Here is a 26,046-nt window from a genome sequence, read left to right on the forward strand (position 1 = left end):
CCATTCAGTTCAGATTGACGGAGTCAACTTAGAACTTGATTTGGCCCGTGATGTAGAACGAACGCATCATTGGATCGGCGTAGCGTGGGTCGAAGCCAACCTGGTGGCCCGACGACGTGCGCAGGGACAATGGCGGTGCGCGGTCAAACAGGTTCTTGATACCGGCGCGGATCGACTTCTTGCTGTCGAACACATAACGACCTTGCCAGTCGATGGTGGTGTACGAAGGCACGGCCAGGCGGATCTTCTCCAGTTTCTTGGTCGCTGCATCCATTACCTCGGCCGAAGCGTCGGTATAGCCGTTACGGTAGCTGACGACGACGCTGTTGGTCAGCTTGCCTGTTTCCAGGCTCAGGTTCAGCTTGGCCAGGTTACGGAACGTGACTGCATCGGTGATGCCGAAGTAGTTCATGTTGGTCGTCCACTGGTCCTTGGTGCCTGGCACGGTGTAGTCGGCCTTGAGCATGTGGGTGCCGCTCAGGTTCGCCGTGAAGTTACCGAAGTCGAACTTCTTGCGTGCCGTCATGTCCCAGTCGATACCGCGGTTATGCGTCTGGCCGATGTTCAGCGACAGCGACTTGAATGCATAGTAGGTATTGCCGGTCGATGGTTCGGTGTAGGTGCCGAACAGGTCGCGGTACAGGCTTGGGTTGTTGAAGGCCTGGGATTCGCTTACGGCCGAAACCGCGTCGGTGATCTTCACATCCCACAGGTCGGCGCCGAACGAGAACGCCGAGCTTGGCTCGATACGGAAACCGACGGTGTACTGCTTCGATTTTTCCGGTTTCAGGTTTTCGTTACCACCAGCCAATTGGTTGTACTGGGTTGCTGGTGGACGGCACATGGCATCGCCTGGGAACGGGCAGTTCCATGGTTTTGCGGTGAAGCCGTTGTTGACCAGCGGCTGGCCGATGTCCAGCATGCTTGGTGCCTTGAAGCCCGTGCCGTACGAACCGCGTACCAGCAATTGCTGGACTGGCTGCCAGCGTGCCGTCACTTTGTAGGTGCTGGCGCTTTGGTCTTTACCGATGGACTTGTTCACGACACCGTTGTCGATCTTCGTCACGGTATCGTAACGGCCGGCCAGGCTTACTTCGATCGTTTTGGTGACGGGTGCCAGCAATTCGGCAAACACACCATAGGTCTCGCGGCTCAGGTCGTAGCGAGCCGAGGTGTTGAAGTTGTAGATCGTGCTGGTGTCGGCGCCGGCGCTTGGCGATTGCTCGTACTTGTACTCGCGGTAGTCGCCGCCGATACCGATATTCGCCTTGCCGCCTGGCAGGGTGAACAGTTCACGCGAACCGTGCGCGTCGATACCGCGCATGGTGGTCGATGCCGTACGGATCGAGCCGTTGAATTGCGAATTGTCGATCAGGTTCTGCAGTGCTGGCGTTGCGTTGCCGGCTGGCAGGAACGGGTTGAACAATGGATTGCTTTGCATGGCCTTGAACTCGGCGTTCTTGGCGTAGCCACCCACATAGCGCTCGTCGATCGCGTTCTGCGACCACGTCAGGGCCGATTCCACGTTCCACTCGCCTACTTCGCCTTCCACGCCGACCACGAAGTGCTTGGTGTCGGTGATGGTGTTGCTGGCGCGGGTGCCCCAGTCGACCATGCGGTAGTTGGCGGTGACGGTTTTGACGTCCGCTTGCTGCGCTGGCGTCAGGTTAGGCCGGACGTATTGGTTGTACAGCGCGCTGCCCTTGGCGATGCTGATCGGCACCGGGTTGGCGGCGATACGTGCGGTCAGGTCGTAGCGCGACAGGGCAACTTCGGCAAACGCATTCAGGTTTTCCGTCAGTTTGTAGGTGCCGCGTGCGAACAGGCTGTCGCGTTTCGATTCTGGAACGATTTCAACGGTCGAACCGCCGTCGAAGCCGCAAGCCTGGTCATTGTTTGCCATGACGTAGTTGTTTGGCGCGCAACCCTTGTTGGCCGCCAGGTACGGGCTGAACGTGATTGGCAGCGTGTTCTTGTCGTTGAACGCAACCGTGGCATTGGCCGGTGCCGTCGAGGAGCTGGTACGGTCGTAGATGTAGTTCTTGCCGCCGTAGCTGACAGGAATGTACGACGAACGGGCGAACTTGCGGTCCGTTGCCTTCAGCTTCGATTGCTCATCGTGGCGGTACGATACCAGCACGTTGAAGCGGTCTTCGTCCAGATCGCCGAAGCCGTAGGTGACGTTGGTGTTCCAGGCGTTGCCGCCTTTATCTTCCGGGCCGCCGTAGGTGGCTTCCAGGGTGCCGCCTTGGACGTTTTTCTTCAGGATGAAGTTGATCACGCCGGCAATGGCGTCCGAGCCGTACAGGGCCGAAGCGCCGTCGGTCAGGATCTCGACGCGCTCAACGGCGCTCATTGGGATGGCGTTCAGGTTGACGGAGGTGCCCGAGCCTTGTGGCGCGATACGGCGGCCGTTCAGCAGAACCAGGGTGTAGCTTTCGCCGATGTCATGGATCGACGCGCTGGTGCGGCCACCCGAGTTGGAACCGGCGGCAACGGCGCCGATGGTGAAACCTTGCATTGCTGGCAGGCTTTGTACCAGATCAGCAACGGTGGTGGCGCCAGTACGGGCGATCGCTTCTTGCGACAGGCGCTGCACAGGCAAGGCGCCTTCGACGGCGATACGCTTGATGCTCGAACCGGTAATTTCAACTTTTTGGATTGCTTCGTCCGCCATGGATTGGCCGGAGAACAAGACGCTACCTGCCAGGACGGTCAGGGCCAGACGTACGCTGCGTACGCCAATTTTTTCTTTAAATGCCATTGTAACAATTACTCCGTAGTAGTTTTAATAACGACAAGCGGCACACGAGCACCGATATAGCCATCGGGTAGATGGTCTGCGGTGCTCGTGTACGGTAGGCGGAACCACGTCGGTGGGAGGTGGAAGACTACTTAGCGCAATATTGTTATAAATGCACTTTTAACTTGTCGAGGCAAACATTATGTCGTCTCAGCAAGAAAAAATGCACCTCAACCGTGTCGGATTTGGCAATAAATTCGAGATACTGAAGAATATTTGATTTAAATGTTAAATATGGATTTTATATTTATAAATATCTACGTTTTTAAAAATGATCGATGGCGTTTTTTTGCAACATAAAATTACTGTATTGGCAATTTGATGTTTTGCCAGCAATAATTAGATGAAAAAGGTTGTATTGCGGAATTTATGCAAAGCGAAAAAACGTAAAAAAGCCCGCTGAAAGCGGGCTGGTCGAATTGTGACAGAGTGTCAGTCAGAGCGTTGGCCGCTCGGCTTTTGCGCCCCGCCATCGGCTTACAAGGGCTGGAACACGCCGGCGGCGCGATTCTTTTGCACATTGTCCCAGGCGAAGATCTGGCCATTCATGGCCACGTACACGCCGGCTGGCAAGGTTTGCGCCACGCCGCAGGCAAAGCCCAGATTGAACAGGGCATCGGAGTTGTCGATTTCATAGGGAATCATGGCGCCCGTCAAAATCACCGTTTGCTGCAGGTTCGCCGCGCCCAGCACTTGGGCCGTTTCGCGCATGGTGTCGGTGCCGTGGATGATGACGATGGCTTTCTCGTGCGCCGCGCGGCACGAGGCCAGCACGCGCTGGCGGTCCGCATCCTGCATGTCGAGCGAATCGAGCAGTGGCAATTGCTCCAGCGCCACGGGCGCCGTCATGCGCGCGCGGGCGATCGCTGCCGGCAAATGACTGTCGGAAAAGCCCAGGGTGCCGTTCAATTCGTTGTAGTGCTTGTCGAAAGTGCCGCCGGTGGCGAGTATGCGCAATGTCATGATGTGGTCACGATGTCAGTGGAGAATGACGCGCATGATAGCGTGGATTGGCAGCGTTGCGTGAATGGCGGGCCCGCTGCGGGCCGTTGCAGATCGCATCTGGAAAATTTGGCCATCTGTGAGTACACTGGTTTCTTTGTTTGCCTGCCACCCCCGACTCCGTATGAAAGCGCTCGCTCCCGGCACCGTCATTTTTCACCGCCACCGCGGTTACGGGGTGATCACGTCCGTCAATCTGTTGACCGGCTGGATCGCCGCCCGTTTCGGCAGCGAAGCGCGTACCCTGGACCTGAACCTGTCGACCGACGACGTGCAGTTTGCCGATGGCGAAGCGATCCTGTTTCGCCGCGCGCCGCCGGACCGCATGCCGCACGCGCGCCTGATGGCCATGGTGCGCGAACTGCACCAGGCAGGCTATCAAAAACTGTATCTGTATTCCTGGCCCAAGCCGTCCGGCCTGCACTGGCGCTGGCATTTGTTTACGGGGCCGCGCGACTGGATGCAGCGGCCCTGGCGCGAAGGCTGGTATGGCTCGGGTGCCGACTACAACGTCAACCCCGTGATGGGCTGGGGCGATTCCCCGGGCGCCACCACTGGCGAGCTGATCGATGCGCTGGCCCGCTTCGACCCGCAAGGGCTGGCGCAGGCGCTGGGTCGCGACGACGACCATAGCGAGTGGTTTGGCCGCGTCTGCGACGCTTTATTGCCCAATTACATGTACAGCCTGGATATGCAGCGCACCGCAGGCGAGCCCCTGCAAGACATGCCGCCCGTGCCGGTCGTGGCCGTGCGCGCCGGCGTGGCGCCATATGCAGGCCCTCAGATCGCCTGGCCGCCCGGCTGGGCCGGGCTGTGGCGTGGCCGACACGTGCTGCCGGCGCCCGCCATTCGCATCACGGGCGAGCCGGACTTGCTGAAAGGCTTTCAGCGTTCCTGAGGAACTTGCCGCGCGTGCTGCAACACCTCGGGATTGAGCAGGCGCGTGCATTGACCCTGCGCAAAATCGACGATGTTTTGCAAGGCGTAGCGGAAATACAGTTCATAGCTGTCACGCTCGACGTAGCCCAGATGGGGCGTGGCCAGCACGTTCGGCAGCTGCAGTAATGGCGAGCCTGGCGGCAGCGGCTCGTCCGTAAACACGTCCAGCGCGGCGGCGCCCGGGCGCCCCTGCGGCAGGGCCGCTTCCAGCGCGCCTTCGGCCACCAGTTCGGCGCGGCTGGTGTTGACGAAAAGCGAGTTTGGTTTCATGCGCGCCAGGTCCTCGGCTGTTACCAGGCCACGTGTCTTGTCGGACAGGCGCAAATGCAGGCTCAGCACGTCAGCCTGCTCGAAGAAGGCCTCGCGCGATGTGGCGGCCGTATCGCCGGCCGCCACGGCCGCCGCACGGCTCGCTTCGCTGCCCCAGACGAGGATGGTCATGCCGAAGGCGCGGCCATAGCCGGCGAGCAATTGCCCGATCTTGCCGTAGCCCCAGATCGCCAGGGTGCGCCCTTTCAATACCGTACCGAGCGTGTTGCGTGCCGGTTCCAGCGACGACGTCTGCCACAGTCCTTCTTGTAAATGTTGTGCGTACGGCACGATCTTGCGCTGCGCCGCCATGATCAGCGCCCATGTCAGTTCGGCTGGCGCCGTGGGCGAGCCGATGCCTTCCGCGATGGCGATGCCCAGCTCGGTGGCGGCCGCCACATCGATGTGTCCGCTGACCTTGCCCGTTTGTGAAATCAGTTTCAGATTCGGCAGTTTCGACAGCAAGGCCCGGTTGAAACTGCTGCGTTCGCGGATCAGTACCAGCGCGTCGAACGGCGCCAGGCGGATCGCCAGCTGGCCCAGGCCACGCGCCGTATTGCTGAACACTTTGACCTCGTGGCCGTCGAGCAACTGGAAACAATCGAGGCCGCGCACGGCATCCTGGTAATCATCGAGTATGGCAATTTTCATGGTGGATGGCCGATTTTAGTGAGGATTTGGTAGGGAAATAACAGGATACGGGAAATGCCGAATAGCCTACTACATTAGTCAAGCTATTCTCCTACATTTTTGCGAGAATAGCCGTTACGCGGGTGTACAATCGCCGGCACTTTTGCAGCTTCCTGATTATAGTGATAGCGCAAAACTGTTCCTGCAGTCCGGGAGCATGATCCAGGTAAATGCCGCCGGCGCGAGCGCCGCGGCGGACACGACACCAGAGCCCTGCCCGCGTGAGCACGCCGCCCGCAGTGAGCCGCAGCCACCTCTCAACGATGCTGCCTGTCTTGCCGGAACGACCAGAATTTCTTTTATTGGTATTGGAGGTAATATGAATCAGCCCGTCATGGGTGGCGTCGCCGCACTCAACGTTCCAGCTTATATTAAACAACAGAAACTGATCAACTGGGTGGCCGACATTGCCGCGCTCACCAAGCCGGACCGCATTTACTGGTGCGATGGTTCGCAAGAAGAGTACGAGCGCCTGTGCGCCGAAATGGTTGCCAGCGGCACCATGAAAAAGCTCAATGCCGACAAGCGCCCGAATTCCTACCTGGCCTGCTCCGACCCGAGCGACGTGGCCCGTGTCGAAGACCGCACGTATATCTGCTCGGCAACGAAAGAAGCGGCCGGCCCGACGAATAACTGGACCGAGCCTGGCGAAATGCGCCACACCCTGAACGGCCTGTTCGATGGCTGCATGCGCGGCCGCACCATGTACGTCGTGCCATTCTCGATGGGCCCGCTGGGCTCGCCAATCGCGCACATCGGCGTGGAACTGTCCGACTCGCCTTACGTCGCCGTCAACATGAAAATCATGACCCGCATGGGCCGTGCCGTGTACGACGTGCTGGGCACCGATGGCGCATTCGTTCCATGCGTGCACAGCGTGGGCGCACCGCTGGCTGCCGGCCAGGCCGACGTGAAATGGCCGTGCAACAGCACCAAGTACATCGTGCATTTCCCGGAAACGCGCGAAATCTGGTCCTTCGGTTCCGGCTACGGCGGCAACGCCTTGCTGGGCAAGAAATGTTTCGCCCTGCGCATCGCCTCGAACATGGGCTACCAGGAAGCGCAAGCATCGGACAACAACCCGGGCTGGCTGGCCGAACATATGCTGATCCTCGGCGTGGAATCGCCGGAAGGCAAGAAGCATTATGTCGCGGCAGCATTCCCATCGGCTTGCGGCAAGACCAACTTCGCCATGCTGATCCCGCCGGCAAGTTTTAATGGCTGGAAAGTGACCACCATCGGCGACGATATCGCCTGGATCAAGCCAGGTGCCGATGGCCGTTTGTATGCGATCAACCCGGAAGCGGGTTACTTCGGCGTGGCGCCGGGTACCAACGAAAAAACCAATTACAACTGCATGGCGTCCATGCGCGACAACACGATTTTCACCAACGTGGCGCTGACGGACGACGGCGATGTCTGGTGGGAAGGCTTGACCAAGGAAGCACCTAGCCATTTGATCGACTGGCAGGGCAAGGACTGGACGCCGGCGTCCGGTACCAAGGCGGCGCACCCGAACGCCCGCTTCACTGTGGCGGCAACGCAAAACCCTGTCATCGACTCGGCCTGGGACGATCCGGCCGGCGTGCCGATCTCGGCCTTCATCTTCGGCGGCCGCCGCTCGACCACTGTGCCGCTGGTCACGGAAGCGCGCAACTGGATCGAAGGCGTCTACATGGCCGCCACCATGGGCTCGGAAACGACGGCCGCTGCCGTGGGCCAGATGGGCGTCGTGCGCCGCGATCCATTTGCCATGTTGCCATTTATCGGCTATAACATGAGCGATTACTTCCAGCACTGGCTGGACATGGGCGTCAAGGTGGGCAAAGTGAACCCGGCTGCCCTGCCGAAGATCTATTGCGTCAACTGGTTCCGTACGGACGAGGCTGGCAAGTTCGTCTGGCCTGGCTTTGGCGACAACATGCGCGTGCTCAAATGGATGCTGGACCGCATCGAAGGCAAGGCGGGCGGTGTGGAAAACCTGTTCGGCACGACACCGCAGTATGGCGACCTGAACTGGGATGGCTTGCCATTCACGCAAGAACAGTTCGACACCATCACCTCGATTGACAAGGCCGCGTGGGTGGAAGAGTTGAAATTGCATACGGAGTTGTTTGAAAAACTCGCGTATCATCTGCCGCAGGAATTGGCGGATAACAAGGCTGCGCTGGAAAAGCGGCTGAGTGCGTAATTAAGTTAGCGTAAAGCGGCATCTGACAAGCGTAGCGAGCGGCAGTGATTTGTGGCTAAGAAGCGCAACCGTGCTGAAGCACGGTGAGCATCGCATGCCGCAAAGCGCGCCGCGCAGTAGCTTGTCAGGTGTTGAGAGTTGTAGTGGGGGAGAACACGCCGGCAAAGACTGGCGTGCGATAAATGACACGCCGGCAATGACTGGGGTGCTAGTAAAAAGAGAAACGGCGCGGATTGCATGAGCAATCCGCGCCGTTTTTTTAAGTGCTGCAGCTTATTGCTTCAGCAGCGGCCCCAGGTATTTACCCGTCACGCTGGCCGGATTGACGGCCACGTCTTCCGGCGTGCCCGTGGCGATGATCTGGCCGCCGCCGGCGCCGCCTTCCGGACCGAGGTCGACGATCCAGTCGGCCGTCTTGATGACGTCGAGGTTGTGCTCGATGATCACCAGAGTGTTGCCTTGGTCGCGCAGGCGGTGGATGACTTTCAGCAGCAAGTCGATGTCGTGGAAGTGCAAGCCCGTCGTCGGTTCATCGAGGATATACAGGGTGCGGCCCGTGTCGCGCTTGGACAGTTCCAGCGACAGTTTCACGCGCTGCGCCTCGCCGCCGGACAGGGTGGTGGCGCTCTGGCCCAGCTTGATGTAGCCGAGGCCCACGTCGAGCAGGGTTTGCAGCTTGCGCGCGATCAAGGGGACGGGCTTGAAGAATTCATGCGCTTCCTCCACCGTCATGCCCAGCACTTCCGTGATGTTCTTGCCCTTGTATTGCACTTCCAGGGTTTCGCGGTTGTAGCGCTTGCCGTGGCACACATCGCACGGGACGTAGACGTCGGGCAAGAAATGCATTTCGACCTTGATCACGCCATCGCCCTGGCACGCTTCGCAGCGTCCGCCCTTGACGTTGAACGAGAAGCGGCCAGCGCTGTAGCCGCGTTCCTTGGCCGTCGGCACAGTGGAGAACAAGTCGCGGATCGGCGTAAACAAGCCCGTGTACGTGGCGGGATTCGAGCGTGGCGTGCGGCCGATCGGCGCCTGGTCGACGGAGATGACCTTGTCGAAGTGTTCCAGGCCGCTGATCGACTCGTGCGGCGCCGGTTCCGTCTGCGAACCATACAAATGGCGCGACAGGGCCGGATACAGGGTATCGTTGACGAGCGACGACTTGCCCGAACCGGACACGCCCGTCACGCACGTCATCAAGCCCACCGGCAAGCTCAGCGATACCTTTTTCAGATTGTTGCCCGTCGCGCCAGTAATGACCAGCTGCTTTTCCGGATTGCTGGCGTGGCGCTTGGCTGGCACGGCGATTTTCAGCTTGCCGTTCAGGTATTGCGCCGTCAGCGATTTCTTGTTTTTGAGAATATCTTGCAAGGTACCTTCGGCGATGATCTCGCCGCCGTGCACGCCCGCGCCGATGCCCATGTCGACGATGTAGTCGGCCGTGCGGATGGCGTCTTCGTCATGCTCGACCACCAGCACGCTGTTGCCGATGTCGCGCAAGTGTTTCAAGGTTTCGATCAGGCGGTCATTATCGCGCTGGTGCAAGCCGATCGACGGTTCATCGAGCACATACATGACGCCCGTCAAACCGGAGCCGATTTGCGACGCGAGGCGGATGCGTTGTGCTTCGCCGCCGGAGAGCGTGTCGGCGCTGCGGTCCAGCGACAGGTAGTCGAGGCCCACATTGTTGAGGAATTTCAGGCGCGAAATGATTTCCTTGACCACGCGGTCGGCGATCTCTTTCTTGGCACCCGTCAGTTTCAGCTTTTCAAAGAATTCCAGGGTCTCGCGCAGCGGTTTTCCCGCCACTTCATAGATGGCGCGCTGCTGCTTGCCCGTGCCGACCTTGACGAAGCGCGCTTCCACGCGCAGGCGCGCGCCATCGCATGAGGGGCAGCATTTTTCATTGATGAACTTGGCCAGTTCTTCCTTGACAGCCATCGAATCCGTTTCGCGGTAGCGGCGCTGCAGATTGTTGACCACGCCTTCGAACGTGTGTTCCTTGATGACGGTGCGGCCCCGTTCGTTGACATAGGTAAACGGAATCACTTGCTTGCCGGAACCATACAACACGGCTTGCTGTGCATTCAAGTCCAGCTGCTCGAACGGCATGTCCAGGTCGAACTCGTAATACGCGGCCAGGTTCGACAGCATCTGGAAGTAAAACTGGTTGCGGCGGTCCCAGCCCTTGACGGCACCCGAAGCGAGCGACAGGTTCGGGAACGCGACGATGCGTTTCGGGTCAAAGAATTCAATGTGTCCCAGGCCGTCGCATTCCGGGCAGGCGCCCATGGGGTTGTTGAACGAGAACAGACGCGGTTCCAGTTCCTGCAGGGAATAGCCACACACATTGCAGGCGAACTTGTTGGAATACACGTGCTCCTGGGCGGTATCCATTTCGTAGGCAATGGCGCGGCCATCGGCCAGGCGCAGGGCCGTCTCGAAACTTTCCGCCAGGCGCTGCTTGATCTCCTGGTTCACCTTGACCCGGTCGATGACGACGTCGATCGTGTGTTTTTCCGTTTTCTTCAGTTTCGGGAGGTCATCGACTTCATAGATCTTGGCCGCATGCGTGCCGCTCTGTACGCGAAAGCGCACGAAGCCCTGCGCCTGCATCTGCTCGAACAGATCCACGTGCTCGCCCTTGCGGTTGGCGACGACGGGCGCGAGTATCATCAGCTTGGTGTCTTCCGGCATGGCCAGCACGGCATCGACCATTTGCGACACGGATTGCGCGGCCAGCGCGTTTTCCGGATGGTCGGGGCAGTAGGGCGTGCCCACGCGCGCATACAGCAGGCGCAGATAATCGTGGATTTCCGTCACGGTGCCCACGGTCGAGCGCGGATTGTGAGACGTTGCCTTCTGTTCGATGGAGATGGCCGGCGATAAGCCTTCGATCAGGTCGACGTCGGGCTTTTCCATCAATTGCAAAAACTGGCGCGCATAGGCCGACAGCGACTCGACATAGCGGCGCTGGCCTTCCGCATACAAGGTGTCGAAGGCCAGCGACGACTTGCCGGAGCCGGACAAGCCGGTAATCACGATCAGCTTATTGCGCGGCAAATCGAGATTGATATTCTTGAGGTTATGCGTGCGAGCGCCGCGAATGCGGATCTGTTCCATGTGATTGCCTTGCTTTCAGTGAGTGGTGCGGCCGGCGCATTGTGCCTGGGTGCGGATGAGGAGCCACAACGGGTCAACCTGTAACTATAGCCGGGTTTTGCTCTGCATGCCTGAGGCGTCCATGGGCGGATTGCGCCGCCGGGCGAACGTGCCCTGACAAAGTTTGATGCAGATGCGTACTGACGTTTGAATACTGTATATAATACCAGTATTCAAGTTTCTTGTTTTCCTCTGCCGTGAAAAAAACGTGCTGCCGCACGGGAGAAGGCGTCCGCCAGAAAGCGGGTGCTTTGCGTCGCGTGGTCGCTTATAATCCTCGTTTAGTACACTAAACTAACGCGCGGGACACCGGCTCCCGCTGCAGTTCATCAGGAGTTATTCATGGCATCAGTCAACAAAGTCATCATCGTCGGCAATCTGGGCCGTGACCCGGAAATCCGCTACATGCCTAGCGGCGACGCGATCGCCAACATCGCCGTGGCCACTTCGTACAAATCGAAGGACCGCAACACGGGCGAACAAAAAGAATTGACAGAGTGGCACCGTATCTCGTTCTTCGGCCGCCTGGCGGAAATCGTCGGCCAATACCTGAAAAAAGGCTCGTCCGTCTACGTCGAAGGCCGTCTGCAAACCCGTAAATACACGGACAAGGACGGCGTCGAGAAGTACGCAACCGACATCATCGCGGAACAGATGCAAATGCTGGGCGGCCGTTCCGGCATGGGCGGCGACGCCGGCGGTGGCGATGACAGCTACGGTGGTGGCGGTGGCGGCGGTTACGACGCCCCGGCCCCGCGCCAGGCGCCAGCCCCGCGTCCAGCTCCGGCACCGGCGCCACGCCCGGCACCGAAGCCAGCTCCGAACTTCTCGGATATGGATGACGACATTCCGTTCTAAATACGCCGTTCTGACGCCTGCCGTCAGACACTGTCGACAAGAGCCTGCTTCCGCCGTGAAGCAGGCTTTTTTTATGCGCACGGGCGCTAGAAGGCGATCCGTGACGCATGGTCACATTCCATAGCAAGAAGCGGATGGCGGCGCCGTCCCGATGCTGGTCTGATGGTGGTTTTGACGACGCCGGAGAACAGCATGGATTTTCGTATTACGGGCTTGTCGCCCGAACCTTTTCTGCCCTTTTTTTCCTTGTCCGATGCCGAGTTAACGGCGCTCGGCATGCGGCGCCAGGTGGTCGACCAACACCCCGGATTTCCGGACCGTGTAACGCTGATGGACGCCGAGCTGGGCGAGACCGTGCTGTTATTGAATCATGTGTGCCAGCCCGCCATGACGCCTTACCGGGCTTGCCACGCCATTTTTGTCCGCGAGGGCGCCACGCAAGCGTACGATGCCGTCAACCAGGTGCCGGAATCGATGCGGCTGCGCCTGTTGTCGCTGCGCGCCTATGCTGCCGATGGCATGATGCTCGATGCCGACGTGGTGGACGGCACTGCCATGGAAGCCCTCATTGCACGGCTATTCGCCAATGCGGACGTCAGTTATATTCATGTTCACAATGCCAAGCGGGGCTGTTATGCGGGCCGTATCGACCGCGTCGGCTGCTCTCTTGCTTAATCGCGCAAGCCCATCTCCAGACTGTAGCTGGCCACGGCATTCCTGCGCGCCGCGTTGCGCATCAGGTAAACCTGTACCGTGTACTCGCCATCGGCCGGCAGTTTTGCCTGGTAGCTATTGCCGCCGGATGAACCGATGAACAGGGCTTCATCCTGGCCTGGCTGGCGGATGTTGAAGTAATTCGACGGTTGATTGGTCTTGAGCTTGACGCTGAGGGTTTGGCCGGCCTTGCCTGTCACCTTGTATTCGGCTGTGGCGTAGCCCTTGATCTTGCCTTTCACGCTGTGCACGGTTTTTCCTGCCGTCAGTTCCACTGTTTCCTTGTGGACCGGGTCGGCGCTCCAGGCGGGCGTGGTGAAAACGAGGGCCGCCAGCAGCAGGCTGGCGCGGATGGGCAGGTGGCGATGCGGCATGGGGACGTCCTTTGAAGTGGTGCCAGCACGCTCGCCGGCGATGCTGTCCATGTTACCCCAGGTGCCGCCATTGGCCAGTACGGCAGCGCTCGCATAGCGTGTGCCGGTGCATTTCTTTTCTCCTTTCTTGACCTGTGTGCTTTTTCCGGGCGCGCACGTTTCAAGGCGCGGAAAAAGACGAAATTCAGGTAGGCTGAAGCGTCTCTTCTCACTACTCTGAAAGGAACGCAGCATGGGTATTTCCGGAAAAGTCGCGCTCGTCACGGGGGCCGCGCAAGGTATCGGCAAGGCCATCGCCTTGCGCCTGGCCAAGGATGGTGCCGATATCGCGCTGGTGGATTTGAACCAGGAAAAGCTGGACACGGCCGCCGCCGAAGTGCGCGCGCTGGGCCGCCGCGCCGTCACCTTTATTGCCGACGTGTCGCAGCTCGCTCAGGTCACCGAAGCGGTCGCGTTTGCCGAGCAGGAACTGGGCGGCTTCGACATCATCGTCAACAATGCCGGCATCGCGCAAGTGCAGCCGCTGCTCGACGTCACGCCGGAAGAGGTCGACCGCATCATGCGCATCAATGTGCAAGGGACGCTCTGGGGCATCCAGGCGGCCGCCAAGACCTTCAAAAAGCGCAAGCAGAAGGGCAAGATCATCAATGCCTGCTCCATCGCCGGGCATGACGGCTTTGCCTTGCTGGGCGTGTACTCGGCCACCAAGTTTGCCGTGCGCGCGCTGACGCAGGCGGCGGCCAAGGAACTGGCGGCCGACGGCATCACCGTCAACGCGTATTGCCCTGGCGTCGTCGGCACGGACATGTGGACCGAGATCGACAAGCGCATGGCCGAAGTGACGGGTGCAGAGCTGGGCGCGACGTATAAAAAATATGTGGATGGCATCGCGCTGGGACGCGCCGAGACGCCGGACGACGTGGCAGGGCTCGTCTCCTTCCTGGCCGGGCCCGATGCCGATTACATGACGGGGCAGGCGCCGCTGATCGATGGGGGATTGGTGTACCGTTGATGCCATGAACGGGGATGCAGCGGGCCGTTCTTGCCCTGCAGATAGCGTTTCAGGGTCCTCTTCTGGGCTTCCTCGGCGGGGAGGAGGGAGGAGAGACGTGGTGCTACACTCGCCATTTCAGCGACGCCATGCGTCGGAAAGACGGACCATGCCGATAGCCCAGAACATGACATTGCGCGCCGTTGCCCCCGGCGAAGAAAGGGCGCTGGCGCAGCTGTTCCAGCTGTACTGTTACGACAACGCCGCCTGGAGCGGCGAAGACGTGCTGGCCGATGGCCGCTACGACGTGTGCGATGCCGGGCTGGCCGAGTATGTGCATGCGCCCGGACATGCGGCCGTCTGGATCGAGGTCGACGGTGCGCTGGCCGGCTTTTTCATCACCGAGCCCGGCATGGCGGGCAAGCTGCCGGTGCAGGAGTTCAGCGATTTCTTTATTTTGAATAAGTACCGGCGCCGGGGCTTGGCGCTGGAAGTGGTGCGGCGCGTGCTGCTGGGCAGCGAGCAAACGTGGATGGTGGCGACGTTCCGCGCCGATGCCGCCGCCTGCGCGTTCTGGCGGCAGGCGTTTGCGCGCCTGCCGTTTGCCAGGGTCGAGGCGTGGGACGATCCGGACTTGTCGCAGTTTCAGCTGACTTTGCTGAAACCGGCGGCCTGAGCTGGATTAGAAGCGTACTTTCACATACGCCGACGGTCCCGTCAGGCGGATGTTCAGGTCGGCATCGCGTTCGCTGTCGCGGTGCAGCTTGATTTTCGAGATGCCGTAATCGGCCACGAAACCGATATTTTTGAACGGGAACCATTCCACGCCGACATTCCCGCCGTAGATGTGACCGTTGATGCGTCCGCCGTTTTTCTTGATGCCCGACGCTTCCGCGTACATGCGCAAGTCCGGCGTGAAGGCATGGCGCCAGCCCACTTCCAGCAGCGGTGCAAACGCGTGCTCGCCGATGGAATCGCGCGCCGTGGCCGTTTCGCCATTGACGACGCCGGTGGCCGTGCCTTTCAGGTTGGCATGGTAGTAGGCGGCGCCCAGGCCGATGCCAAAGGTGTCGTTGCCGCTGCCGAGCCACCATTTATACGCCAGCTTGGCCAGGTCCAGCTTCAGATCGGCATTCGCCGTGGCCGTGCCCGTGACGGGCTGGCCATTGATGATGGTTTCGCCCGTCAAGGTGGGCGTGTAGGATTTGTCGTAGCGGTAGTAATCGAACGCCAGGCCATGGCGGTCGCCGATCAGCAAGTCCGCTTTTACGCGGGGAATTGTGGTGTGTCCAGGCTTCGATTCGGGCGCGTCGATGCGGCCAAATTGCGTGTCGGCGCCGATATTGATGCGCGGATCGGCGGCAAAGGCGCCTACTGAAATGCTGACACGATCCAGGGTGGGCGATGGCTCGGCCCGTGCAGTGGCGGCCGCCGTAGCGATGCCCAGCACGCCCAGCATCATGGCGCCGCGCAAGGCGAGGTGGTGCGGGCGTGGTGGGGACAGGCGGGTGGACACGGACATGGCAGACATGGGGCAACTCCTCAAAATAAAGTGAAAACTGTCGCGACGCTTTGGGCGGCAGTGCAATGAGGAAATGGTAGCAATTGTTACTTTTAACTTACGTAGCCGCACGGCGCAAATTGCCGTCGGACTTGTCCTACCGCGTGTAACAGCTGGTACGCACACCAGCATTGCCTGCAACGGCAGATGCGGGCAGAATGGTCTACACAAGGAGGAGACACCGCATGAGAATCGCCGCCATATCCGATATCCACGGCAACCTCGACGCGCTTGACGCCGTGCTGGCCGACATCGCCCGGCGTGGCGTGGATGTGACCGTCAACCTTGGCGATATCGTCTCGGGCCATCTGCAGCCGCGCGCCACGGCGGCGCGCCTGATGGCGCTCGGCCTGCCCACCATCCGCGGCAACCACGAGCGCCAGCTGTTGGGCGATCCGGCCCGCATGGGCGTGTCGGACGCCTATGCGCGCGCGCAACTGCTGCCGGAACAACTCGCGTGGATAGCGGCGCTGCCCGCCACCTTGCGCCTGCGGCACGATGTGCTGCTCGTGCATGGCACGCCCGCCAGCGACCTCGTGTATTTTCTCGACAGCGTCACGCCGCAAGGCAGCCGCGCCGCCACGCCGCAAGAAGTGGCCGAACGCGCCGGTGAGGCCGACGCGGCCTTGATCCTGTGCGGCCACACGCACATGCCGCGCCAGGTACGCCTGGATGATGGGCGGCTGATCGTCAACCCGGGCAGCGTCGGCTTGCAGGCCTACGACGACGATCATGGCTATCCGCACGTGATGGAAAACGGCACGCCGCACGCACGCTATGCGATTGCCGAACAAGAAACCGATGGCCGCTGGACGGCGCAGTTATACGCCGTGGAATATGACTGGGAAAAGGCGGCCCGGCTGGCGCTGGCCAACGGCCGGCCCGACTGGGTCACGCCCTTGCGCACGGGATTCGTCGGCGCCGCCTGAGCGCTTTAGCAGCTTGGGGCGCGCGTGACGGGCACGGGCACCAGTTCCGTCTTGCCGTCCTTGGCGACTATCCGGTTGATGCTGATGCTGCAGCGCTTGCCTTCCCACGAGAACGCCGCTTCGTAATCTTCGCCGGCGCGCGGCGTGAAGGTGATGTCGCCACTGCAGCTGGGCGACACCGTTTCATAGTTGATGCCGTTGACCACATAAAATGGCGAAACGTCCCGGAAGCCGATACTCAGGCTGCTGGGCTTGTCGGCGGGAACTTCATATTCGCGGAAATAGGCTTTCGAGAAAATCCCATCCTTGCGCGACAGGTTTTTCGACGTTTCCGTCTCCGCGATGCCCAGGCTGGCATTGCTGACACTGCCGATCAGGGAGCCGAAGGCGGAACCCATGCCGCCGCTGGCCTTTTCCACGCCATCGCTGAACATGCCGCGGATGCAGCTGCTGTCGCGGTACAGGAAGGCCGTGGCGCCATTCTGGCCGAACAGGCGCAGGCGGCTGATGGTCGATGTTGCCGGCGCAGCTGGCGCGCTGGCCGCTTCGGTAGCGGCAGCTGCGGGTGCTTCGGTGGTGGCGGCATTCTGGGCAAAACCGGAGGCACTGAGTAGCAGGGAAAACAGGACGGCAAGGTTTTTCATTATGAATTTTAAATTATCAAAAGAAACAATATATGCCATGCGGCAATATATTGCTGCTCTTTTTGACAAGCCTGCCAGCATGCCGCTCCCTAGCGGAACCCTTCCGCCACCAGGTTGTACTTCTGCATCTTGTGGTACAAGGTCTGTTTCGGCAAGCCGAGCACCGCACTCACTTCGCTGACGTTGCCCGCATAGGCGCGCAGTTCCTGCTCGATCAGCGAGCGTTCGAAGCCGTTCACCTGCTCCGCCAGCGACAGCGGGCTGGCCTGGCCGCTCGCCAGCAGGCTCGAGGCGCCACCGGCGATGCCGAGCACGAAGCGGTCGGCGATATTGCGCAGTTCGCGCACATTGCCTGGCCACGAATGGGCCATCAGGTTGCGCATCTGCGCACTCGAGACGACGGGCGCGGCGCGGTTGTAGCGGGCGGCGGCGGCCAGCACGAAGTGTTCGAACAGGATGGGAATATCCTCGCGCCGTTCGCGCAGCGGCGGCAGGTGCAGCACGATCAGATTCAAGCGGTAGTACAGGTCGCTGCGGAATTTCTGTTGCTGCGACAGGTCTTCCAGATCCAGCTTGGCCGCCGCGATGACGCGCACGTCGACGGGCGTGGCCACGTTCGAACCGAGCCGCTCGATATAGCGTTCCTGCAGCACGCGCAGCAATTTCACTTGCAGCGACAGGGGCAGGCTTTCGATTTCGTCGAGGAAAAAAGTACCCTGGTCCGCGTGCTCGATCTTGCCCACCTGCCGCTTGGCCGCGCCCGTAAACGCGCCCGGTTCGTGGCCGAAGACTTCGCTTTCGAATATGCTTTCAGGAATCGCGCCGCAGTTGACGGCGACAAAGTTGTGCTTGCGGCGGTGGCTGAAGTCGTGCAGGCAGCGGGCCACCATTTCCTTGCCCGTGCCCGTGTCGCCATAGATCAGCACATCGGCCGGTTCGTCGGCTACGTCGAGTATCAAGCGCCGTATGTCGCGCATCGCCACGGAATTGCCCAATAGGCGCGCTTCGATGCCGCCGCCGTCCTCGAGCTGGCGGCGCAGGCTGTGCACTTCCAGCGTCAGGCGCCGGGTTTCCAGCGCGCGCAGGATGACGTCGACCAGCTGGTCGGACGAATACGGTTTTTCGATGAAATCGTAGGCGCCCGTGCGCATGGCGTGCACGGCCATGGTGATGTCGCCGTGGCCCGTGACGAGGATCACGGGCAGGTTGGCATCGAGCGTCTTGACCGCTTGCAGCAATTCCAGGCCGCTCATGCCGGGCAGGCGCACGTCGCTCACGACGATGCCGGGGAAATCGGGCGTCAGCAGTTTATAGGCCAGCTCGGCCGAGTGAAAGGCCAGCACGTCCAGGCCGGCCAGTTGCAATGCCTGCTCGCTGCCTTCGCGTACGGTGGGGTCGTCCTCGACCAGCAAGACCTTCAAGCCGTCAAACATGTTTTTCCTCCTGCGTTGCAATCTGTAGTTCGATGGTGAAGATGGCGCCGCCGCCGGGGGCGTTTTCGGCGCGCAGCACGCCGCCGAACTGGCGCGTGATCTGTTCGGAAATGGCCAGTCCCAGGCCCAGTCCCAGTCCTTGCGGTTTTGTCGTGAAGAACGGTTCGAACAGGTGCTCATACACTTCCGTCGACAGGCCCGGGCCCGTGTCGGCCACATGGATCAGTACGTGTTCGGGCGTGCATTCGACGGCCACGCGCAGGCTGCGCACCTCGCTGCCATTCATGGCGTCAAGCGCATTGGCGTACAGATTCACCAGCACCTGTTCCAGGCGGTTGCTTTCACACATGGCGAAGATGTCTTCGGGCGGCAGTTGCAAAGTAAAACGCACATTTTCCACCTGCAGCCGCCGTTCGACGAGGAACAGGGCATTGCTGATCGCCGTGGGGATCGACACGGAGGTCAGGCTGGTCGTCGACTTGCGCGCAAAGATCTTCAATTGGCCCGTAATGGTCCCCATCCTGGCCGCAATTTGCGATATCTTCGCCAGGTTGCGCCGCGCATCGTCGAGCCGTCCCCGTTCGAGCAGGATGACGGCGTTGTCGGACATGGTGCGCAGCGCCGTCAGCGGCTGGTTCAGTTCATGCGTGATGCTGGCCGACATTTGCCCCAGCACGGCCATCTTGCCGGCCTGAAACAGTTCATTTTGCGTGATGTGCAGCTTTTGCTCGGCCTTGCTGCGCACGTCGATTTCCTGGCTCAGGCTTTGCGTCATGGCATTGAGTTCCGACGTGCGTTCCTCGACCATGGCTTCCAGATTGTCATAGGCATGCTGCAAGTCTTCGCGGGCGCGCAATTTTTGCGCCACGGCCGCGCGGCGCTGGCGCAGGTAAAAGAACAGCAGCATGAAAAAGCCCAGCAGCACGCACGAGAAGGCGGCGGCCGCGCGCGCGCTGGCCTTGGCCTGGGCCAGGTCGGACAGGTAAATAAAAGTCCAGCCTTGCGGCGACTTGAGCTTGATCTGCGTCATCACGCTGGAGCTGATCTTCGGCGGCGTGTCGGCGTGTTCCTGCTCGCGCACGCTGATCACGCGGGCGCCATTGCCGAGTTGGCGGTCGGAAACGAAAGGGATGGCAGCGAGCTGCTTCGAATAGTACTGGCGCGTGCGGTTGAGTTCTTCGACGATGGCGGGCGACAGCGGCGCCAGGGTCTTGTACTTCCAGTCCGCCATGGAACTGAGAAAGATCACGCCGTGCTCGTCGGCCAGCATGACCTTGTCGGCGCCCTGCACCCAGCGTTTTTCCAGGGTTTCCAAGTTCACCTTCACCGTGGCCAGGCCCAACATGTGGCCATTCTGGTAGATGCCGTGGGCAAAGAAGTAACCGGGTTCCAGCCGTGTCGTGCCGACGCCATAGAAGCGGCCCGGCGTGCCGCGCAGCGCGTCCTGGGCGTAGGGGCGGAACGAGATATTGTCGCCAATAAAGCTGTCGGGCTGCTGCCAGTTGCTGGCGGCCCGCGTGTTGCCATCGAGGTTGCTGATGAAAATGGTCGACGATTTCGCCTGGGCATTCATCTGCTCGAGGTAATGGTTGACCGTATCGACCAGCACAGGGTCTTCGGGATGCTGCAGCAGGCGGATCACGTCGCGGTTCAGCTCCAGGGTCTTGGGCAGGAAGTCGTATTTTTCCAGCGCATTTTCCAGGCTGCTGACATACACCTCGAGGCGCTGTGCGCCGCTGGCCTGCAGCTTGCCGATGGCGATGCGTTCAGTCCAGAAATACACGAGCCAGACGGTGGCCAGGCAGGCGGCCAGCACCACGCCCCAGGCCAGCGTTTCGCGGCCCGACCGTTGCGACAGGCGCTGGCGCCAGGAAAGGGAGGGTTTACTACTGCTATTCATAAAATCAGCTGCCAACTTGCAAGAACCCACAGTATCGCATTTAAGTAATCGCGGAAATAAAAAAGCCGCCGGATGTGCATCCGGCGGCCCACACTTCTATTTTACGGACATCTCAACGTCCGACAAAATCGTAGCGAGCGGCAGTGATTTGTGGCCGAGAAGCGCAACCGTACTTTAGTACGGGGGCGCCGAGCCGGTGAGCATCGCCGGCCGCAAAGCGCGCCGCGCAGTAGATTTTGGCCGACGTCCTTAGAACGTATGGCGCATGCCGAGGTTAAAGCCGCTGTTACCGGTGCCATCGTCCGTGGCATTGCCAACCTTGTAGGTAGCGCCGTTCTTGTTGCTGATGTGGCCGTAACCTGTGTACAGGTCGCTGCGCTTGGACAGCGCATAGAAGGCGCCGATGGCCCACTGATGGGCGTCACGGTTGGCATTGCTCTTGTCGTTGTGGCGGATGTACGACGCGACCAGCTTGGTGGCGCCGAACGGGGCGCTGAAGCCAACGAGGATGTCATTGCTCTTGCTGTCGTCGAGGGCGCGGTTGTCGGCGTAGCCGAAGTTGCCTTGCAGCACGCCAAAGTCGTAGCGCGTGGCCAGCAAGGTGTTGCGCGTTTGCTGGGTCGCCAGCGCATTTTCCTGGCGGTGGTGTGTCAGGGTCACGTTCAGCGGACCGTCGATGTAGTGCACGGCGCCGCCCATGCTGCGGTTTTTCGCATTGTCGCCGGCCACTTCGCCAAAGCCATACGCCAGGTCGGCCGACAGCTTGCTCCAGGTCGGCGTGGTGTATTGCACCATATTGTCGATGCGATAATTCGTCGCCATAATGTTCGATGCCGTGCCGGCCAGGCCGATGACAAACGGATCGGCCACGTCGCGCAGGGCCAGGTAGTACGGCGTATATTGGCGGCCCAGGGTGAGGGCACCGGCGCTGCCGGTCAGGCCGACATATGCCTGGCGGCCGAACAGCCGGCCGCCCTGGCCCGAGGTACCGGTATCGATATTGAAACCGCTTTCCAGCACGAAGGTAGCGGCCAGGCCGCCACCCAGGTCTTCCTTGCCTTTGAAGCCGATGCGCGAGCCCGAGGCGACGCCGGAAGCGACGCGGTTCAGGCGGTCTCCGGCCGCATCCTTGTCGAACACCAGGCCGGCGTCAGCCACGCCATACATGGTCACGCTCGATTGGGCCAGGGCGCCGGTGGAGGCCGCGCCGAGGGTCAGCAGGGTAAACAGGACTTTTTTCATGAAAATCTCTCTAATAAGTTGGAATGACTACTGATCGCACTACCTGACTGCTTGTTACTCAACATCGACAACAAATAAATGGCCCGCTTGTGGCGGGCCATGGCGCTATCAGGCTTTGCTAGCGTGATCCGCTTCGCCCCAATGGCTTTCCGTGTTCTGGCTGGCCGCGTTGGCCGCGGCTGCTTCTTCCTCGGTGGCCAGGCCACCTTCCCACTTGGCGACGACAGCCGTGGCGACGGCATTGCCGACCGCGTTGGTGGCCGAACGGCCCATGTCGAGGAATTGGTCGACGCCCATCAGCAGCAGCAGGCCCGCTTCCGGAATATTGAACTGGTTCAGGGTAGCGGCAATCACCACCAGCGAGGCGCGCGGCACGCCGGCCATGCCTTTCGAGGTCAGCATCAGCAGCAGCAGCATGGTGATCTGCGTGCCGATCGACAGGTCGATACCGTAGGCTTGCGCGATGAACAGCACGGCAAAGGTGCAGTACATCATCGAGCCATCGAGGTTGAAGGAGTAGCCCATCGGCAACACGAAGCTGGAAATCTTGCGGTCCACGCCGAACTGGTCGAGCGCCGTCAGCAGTTTTGGATAGGCCGCTTCCGAGCTGGCCGTCGAGAATGCCAGCAGGAATGGTTCGCGGATCAGGCCGACCAGTTTGAAGACGCGCGGGCCGATGACGACGAAGCCGGCGCCGATCAGCAGTGCCCACAGGCACATCAGGCCCAGGTAGAAGCCGCCCATGAACTTGGCAAACGTGACCAGCACGCCCAGGCCATGCGTGGTGATGACGGACGCCATCGCGGCGAACACGGCCAGCGGGGCCAGGTTCATGATGGTGCCGGTGATGCGCAGCATGACTTGCGCCAGCTGATCGACGACGGCCGTCAGGGTCTTGCCCGATTCGCCCAGGCCGGCCAGTGCGCCGCCGAAGAAGATCGAGAACACCAGCACTTGCAGGATTTCATTGTTGGCCATGGCCTCGATCGGCGACTTCGGCACCAGGTGCGTGAAGAAGTCTTTCAAGGTGAAGGCGGCCGTTTTCAAATTCGTCGAAGCGTGTACGTCCGGCAATGGCAAGCCCAGGTTGGTACCGAGCTGCATCAGGTTCGACAGCACCATGCCCAGCGCCAGCGAAACCAGCGAGGCAACGACGAACCAGCACATGGCTTTCAGGCCGATGCGGCCGGCCGTCTTGCCGTCGCCCATGTGGGCGATGCCGACCGTCAGGGTGGAGAACACCAGCAGCGCAATGATCATCTTGATCAGGCGCAGGAAGACGTCGGTGACGATGGAAATATTGCCAGCGATTTGCTTGCTCATGTCCGCATCGGGGAAAGCGGAATGGCATCCATAACCGACGGCAATGCCGAGGATCATGGCAATCAGGATGTACAGGGTTAATGGCCGTTTCTTTTTCATTATGACTCCTCCGGTGAAACGCCGCTGTGAGCGGATTATTGATTGCGAGCAACTCAAGCTTGGAGTCAATATTTCTCAAAAACAAGCCCTTGCGTGCCAGCGATTATTTGCAGCAAAACCTGTACATAGCAAAGGATATGCCTGAAATGGGAATTTGGAACCGAACTTCTTAAGTTGTTGATTTGAGGAAGCTTTTTTGTTGCTTAGATGTTGCAACTTTGGACGCTTGCGCGAAATATTGGACGCGGCGGGCCATCGCTGTATGACTTTTCATACGCTAGTCGCGGCAGGGCGGCGCTGCGCCAAAAAGACAAGATTATCAGGACAATAAAAAAGCCCCTCCGAAGAGGGGCTTGATATTGCAATACCTGTTTTCTTGACGTTAGAACTTGATATTGGCCGTCAGGCTGAACGAACGGGGCTGGCTTGGCGTGTAGCGGAAGCCGGACTTGTTGATGGCCGCCACATAGGTTTTGTCGGCCAGGTTGTAGGCATTCAGCTGCAAGTCGAGGTTCTTGTTGACCGGATACGTTGCCATGGCGTCGAAGACCCAGTAGGCATCCACGCGTGCCGGCGTGCCGACGGCGCCGTCGGTGCCGCGCAGCATTTCACCCACGTAACGCGCGCCGCCGCCGATCTTCAGGCCGAATGGCAGGGTGTACGAGGTCCAGCTGGTGAACGCCTGTTTTGGCGTGTAAGTGAGGTTCTTGTCGCCGCTGGCCGTGAATACCTTGTTCGACTCGACCTTGGTATTCATGCGGGTGTAGCCGGCGCTGACCAGCCAGTTCGGCATGATCTCGCCCACCACGCCCAGTTCCAGGCCTTGCACGCGTTTTTTGCCGGTCTGGTAATAAAGGGTCGCGATCACGGGATCCTGTTCCACTTCATTCTTGACCGTGGTCTGGTAGACGGCGGCCGACAGCGACAGTTTTTGCTTCAGGAAGTCCCACTTGGTGCCGATTTCCTTGGTGATAGTTTCCTGTGGGTCATAGTTCGGGTTTTGCGCGCTGTTGGCGGAGGCGCTCAGGGCGAAGTTGACGCCAGGTGGCGCTTTCGACGTGGCCAGCAAGGCGTACACGCTGCTGTCCGGCGTCGGCTTGTACATGGCCGAGATCTTGCCGTTGACCAAGGTGTCGCTCAGGGTCAGATGGGTCGGAATCGGCGTGCCCACTGGCAATGGCTGTACCGCGGGCGCGGTCACGGCCGTTTGCAGGGCGACGGCGTCATACGTGGTGTTGAAATGGTCGAAACGCACGCCGCCGTTGAACAGCCACTTGTCGCCGAACTTGATGGTGTCGAACACATACAGGCTTTGCGTGTTGACTTCGCCTTCGGTGAAGGCGCCGCTACGCACGGGGTTACGACCGGTGACGGTGTCACGCGGATTCGGGTTGTACAGGTTCGCTGCCGGCAAGGTGCCCAGGGTGGCGGGCACATAGCTGTAGTTGGTCTGTTTTTCGCTGGTGAACTCGGCGCCTGCCACCAGGGAGTGCTTCAGCACGCCCGTGTCGAATTGCGCGCTGACCACGGTCTGGTTGGTCAGAATCGTGTTTTCCTGGTCCTTTACGGTGCGCAGCGAGCGCGCCAGGGTCCAGGTCGACGGATCGGTGGTGACCGGCGTCTTCAGGTTGGCCATGCTGCCCATGAAGGCCGTCAGCAGGTAGTCCTGCTTGGTCTTGCCGTAGCGCGTGGTGTTCTGGATCTGCACGGTTGGCGAGAAATCATGGTCGATGCGCAAGGTGCCCATGTCGGCCTTGATCTTGTCGTAGTCCGCAGTGGAACCGTAGAAATTCTTCGGATCGACCTTGGCTGCGCTGTTCAGGAAGGTGCGGATGACCGGTTGCTCCTTCGTGGGGACGTCCGGTGTCGAGTAGCCTGGCAAGCCGATGGTCGGCACGCCGCCGTCGGGCACGTTGTCCTGGTCTACATGCAGGTAGCTGGCCGTGATGCGCGTCGGCTTGCCGATACCGAAGGTGATGGTGGGCGCGAAGGCCCAGCGCTTGTTCTTGACTTCATCGCGCGCCGCGTTGCCGCTGTCCTGCGTCATCAGGTTCAGGCGCAATGCCGTGCCCGAGTCGCTGTCGAGGACGCGGTTCCAGTCGGCCGTGGCGCGTTTCTGCTTGCCGCTGCCCGCCGTCAGCAGCGAATTGAATTTGTTTTCCATGGTGGCCGTCTTGCTGACCAGGTTGATTGAGCCGGTCGGCGAACCGCGGCCGCTGTCCGTGCCCGCCGGGCCCTTCAGCACGTCGATCTGTTCGATGTTGAAGACGTCGCGCGAGATGGAGCCCACGTCGCGCACGCCATCGACATAGATGCTGCCCGACGAATCGAAACCGCGCATGTAGACGGCGTCGCCCGTGTTCGTGTTGCCGTTTTCACCGAGGAAAAAAGTACCTACGCCTGGCGTGTTGCGCAGCGCGTCCGTCAGGGTCAGCGCACCTTGCTGCTCGATCAATTCTTTCTTGATCACGACGATGGTTTGCGGCGTATTGACCAGCTCTTCCGTGTATTTCGGCGACGAGGCTTTTTCGGCCTTGAAATCATTTTCCTTGGAACCAATGACCTTGACTTCGTTCAGCATTTGCTGCGATGCCGGGGCACTTTGGCCGGCCGGGTCGGCCGCCTGGGCGGCGACGGGCAGCAGCATCACGGCCAGGGCGGCGCCGATGTGCTGGTTGAAACGGGTGGGGGCGTGTTTGCGGCTCTTGATTGCCATCTTGCTCTTTCGAAAAGGTCAGGGTAGTGGTTCCTGGCTGGCTCTGCGCCGCAGTGCTTGGGCACGCGGGCAAGTGGCTGGCGATGGAGACGGAATAGGCCATATTGTAATAACTGGGCGCTATTTCGTAAATGAGAATCGTTATCAGTATCATTTACGCAACGGA

General features: G+C 60.4%; 19 protein-coding genes. 7 read left to right on the forward strand and 12 right to left on the reverse strand.

Features of this window, described 5'->3' with window-relative positions:
• Positions 1-28 precede the first annotated feature (28 nt).
• Positions 29-2,677: a TonB-dependent receptor gene (locus IGS55_RS22520; protein WP_230519489.1), complete on the reverse strand. Its 2,649-nt coding sequence runs from the start codon at positions 2,675-2,677 to the stop codon at positions 29-31.
• Between the two features lie 603 nt (positions 2,678-3,280).
• Positions 3,281-3,766, reverse strand: a complete 486-nt coding sequence (locus IGS55_RS22525) for an asparaginase domain-containing protein (RefSeq protein WP_034754431.1) — start codon at positions 3,764-3,766, stop codon at positions 3,281-3,283.
• 163 nt (positions 3,767-3,929) lie between these two features.
• Between IGS55_RS22525 and IGS55_RS22530 the strand changes: the two genes are divergently transcribed.
• Complete coding sequence (locus IGS55_RS22530; protein ID WP_230519488.1) at positions 3,930-4,703, forward strand: L-asparaginase; 774 nt, start codon at positions 3,930-3,932, stop codon at positions 4,701-4,703.
• Here the strand turns inward: IGS55_RS22530 and IGS55_RS22535 are convergent.
• Positions 4,691-5,704 (reverse strand): D-2-hydroxyacid dehydrogenase family protein, encoded by a 1,014-nt coding sequence (locus IGS55_RS22535; RefSeq protein WP_230519487.1) that lies wholly within the window; start codon positions 5,702-5,704, stop codon positions 4,691-4,693. The genes IGS55_RS22530 and IGS55_RS22535 overlap by 13 nt on opposite strands.
• Positions 5,705-6,062: 358 nt before the next feature.
• Here IGS55_RS22535 and IGS55_RS22540 point away from each other — a divergent pair, with 358 nt between their 5' ends.
• Entirely contained in the window at positions 6,063-7,934 is a 1,872-nt protein-coding gene (locus tag IGS55_RS22540; protein ID WP_230519486.1) for a phosphoenolpyruvate carboxykinase (GTP), read from the forward strand.
• A 273-nt stretch (positions 7,935-8,207) separates the two neighbouring features.
• Here IGS55_RS22540 and uvrA read toward each other — a convergent pair whose 3' ends face one another.
• Entirely contained in the window at positions 8,208-11,057 is a 2,850-nt protein-coding gene (uvrA, locus tag IGS55_RS22545) for an excinuclease ABC subunit UvrA (RefSeq protein WP_230519485.1), read from the reverse strand.
• 381 nt (positions 11,058-11,438) lie between these two features.
• Between uvrA and ssb the strand changes: the two genes are divergently transcribed.
• Together ssb and IGS55_RS22555 are read left to right on the forward strand one after the other, a co-directional pair.
• Positions 11,439-11,954, forward strand: a complete 516-nt coding sequence (ssb, locus tag IGS55_RS22550; RefSeq protein WP_034754418.1) for a single-stranded DNA-binding protein — start codon at positions 11,439-11,441, stop codon at positions 11,952-11,954.
• Positions 11,955-12,116: 162 nt separating this feature from the next.
• Complete coding sequence (locus tag IGS55_RS22555; RefSeq protein ID WP_230519484.1) at positions 12,117-12,629, forward strand: DUF1203 domain-containing protein; 513 nt, start codon at positions 12,117-12,119, stop codon at positions 12,627-12,629.
• On the opposite strand, the gene IGS55_RS22560 is transcribed toward IGS55_RS22555, so the two are convergent.
• Positions 12,626-13,042: a hypothetical protein gene (locus tag IGS55_RS22560; protein WP_230519483.1), complete on the reverse strand. Its 417-nt coding sequence runs from the start codon at positions 13,040-13,042 to the stop codon at positions 12,626-12,628. The two genes, IGS55_RS22555 and IGS55_RS22560, sit on opposite strands and share 4 nt — an antisense overlap.
• A 232-nt stretch (positions 13,043-13,274) precedes the next feature.
• Between IGS55_RS22560 and IGS55_RS22565 the strand changes: the two genes are divergently transcribed.
• Both IGS55_RS22565 and IGS55_RS22570 read left to right on the forward strand, forming a co-directional pair.
• On the forward strand, positions 13,275-14,054 hold the full coding sequence (locus tag IGS55_RS22565; protein ID WP_034754412.1) for an acetoin reductase: 780 nt from the start codon (positions 13,275-13,277) through the stop codon (positions 14,052-14,054).
• 148 nt (positions 14,055-14,202) lie between these two features.
• Entirely contained in the window at positions 14,203-14,709 is a 507-nt protein-coding gene (locus tag IGS55_RS22570) for a hypothetical protein (RefSeq protein WP_230519482.1), read from the forward strand.
• Positions 14,710-14,715: 6 nt separating this feature from the next.
• On the opposite strand, the gene IGS55_RS22575 is transcribed toward IGS55_RS22570, so the two are convergent.
• Positions 14,716-15,564, reverse strand: a complete 849-nt coding sequence (locus IGS55_RS22575; RefSeq protein WP_230519481.1) for an OprO/OprP family phosphate-selective porin — start codon at positions 15,562-15,564, stop codon at positions 14,716-14,718.
• Positions 15,565-15,779: 215 nt separating this feature from the next.
• Between IGS55_RS22575 and IGS55_RS22580 the strand changes: the two genes are divergently transcribed.
• The gene (locus IGS55_RS22580; RefSeq protein ID WP_230519480.1) at positions 15,780-16,523 is read left to right on the forward strand and encodes a metallophosphoesterase family protein; all 744 of its coding nucleotides are present in this window, start codon (positions 15,780-15,782) and stop codon (positions 16,521-16,523) included.
• A gap of 5 nt (positions 16,524-16,528) precedes the next feature.
• Here the strand turns inward: IGS55_RS22580 and IGS55_RS22585 are convergent, their stop codons facing one another.
• The 6 genes from IGS55_RS22585 to IGS55_RS22610 all read right to left on the reverse strand — a co-directional run bounded on the left by IGS55_RS22585 (position 16,529) and on the right by IGS55_RS22610 (position 25,880).
• Entirely contained in the window at positions 16,529-17,167 is a 639-nt protein-coding gene (locus tag IGS55_RS22585; protein WP_230519479.1) for a hypothetical protein, read from the reverse strand.
• An 89-nt stretch (positions 17,168-17,256) separates the two neighbouring features.
• Positions 17,257-18,600 carry a sigma-54-dependent transcriptional regulator gene (locus IGS55_RS22590; RefSeq protein WP_230519478.1) on the reverse strand — a complete coding sequence of 448 codons (1,344 nt, stop codon included), beginning with the start codon at positions 18,598-18,600 and terminating at the stop codon, positions 17,257-17,259.
• A complete protein-coding gene (locus tag IGS55_RS22595) occupies positions 18,593-20,500 on the reverse strand; it encodes a sensor histidine kinase (protein WP_230519477.1) in 1,908 nt (635 codons plus the stop codon). Before IGS55_RS22595 ends, IGS55_RS22590 begins: the two co-directional genes overlap by 8 nt.
• A 249-nt stretch (positions 20,501-20,749) precedes the next feature.
• On the reverse strand, positions 20,750-21,742 hold the full coding sequence (locus IGS55_RS22600) for a porin (RefSeq protein ID WP_230519476.1): 993 nt from the start codon (positions 21,740-21,742) through the stop codon (positions 20,750-20,752).
• A gap of 108 nt (positions 21,743-21,850) precedes the next feature.
• On the reverse strand, positions 21,851-23,164 hold the full coding sequence (locus tag IGS55_RS22605) for a dicarboxylate/amino acid:cation symporter (protein WP_230519475.1): 1,314 nt from the start codon (positions 23,162-23,164) through the stop codon (positions 21,851-21,853).
• Between the two features lie 382 nt (positions 23,165-23,546).
• Positions 23,547-25,880, reverse strand: a complete 2,334-nt coding sequence (locus IGS55_RS22610) for a catecholate siderophore receptor Fiu (protein ID WP_230519474.1) — start codon at positions 25,878-25,880, stop codon at positions 23,547-23,549.
• Positions 25,881-26,046: the final 166 nt, after the last annotated feature.

Origin of the sequence: Janthinobacterium sp. EB271-G4-3-2, assembly GCF_020858035.1 — a bacterium.
GTDB classification, from domain to species: Bacteria; Pseudomonadota; Gammaproteobacteria; order Burkholderiales; family Burkholderiaceae_D; genus Janthinobacterium; species Janthinobacterium aestuarii.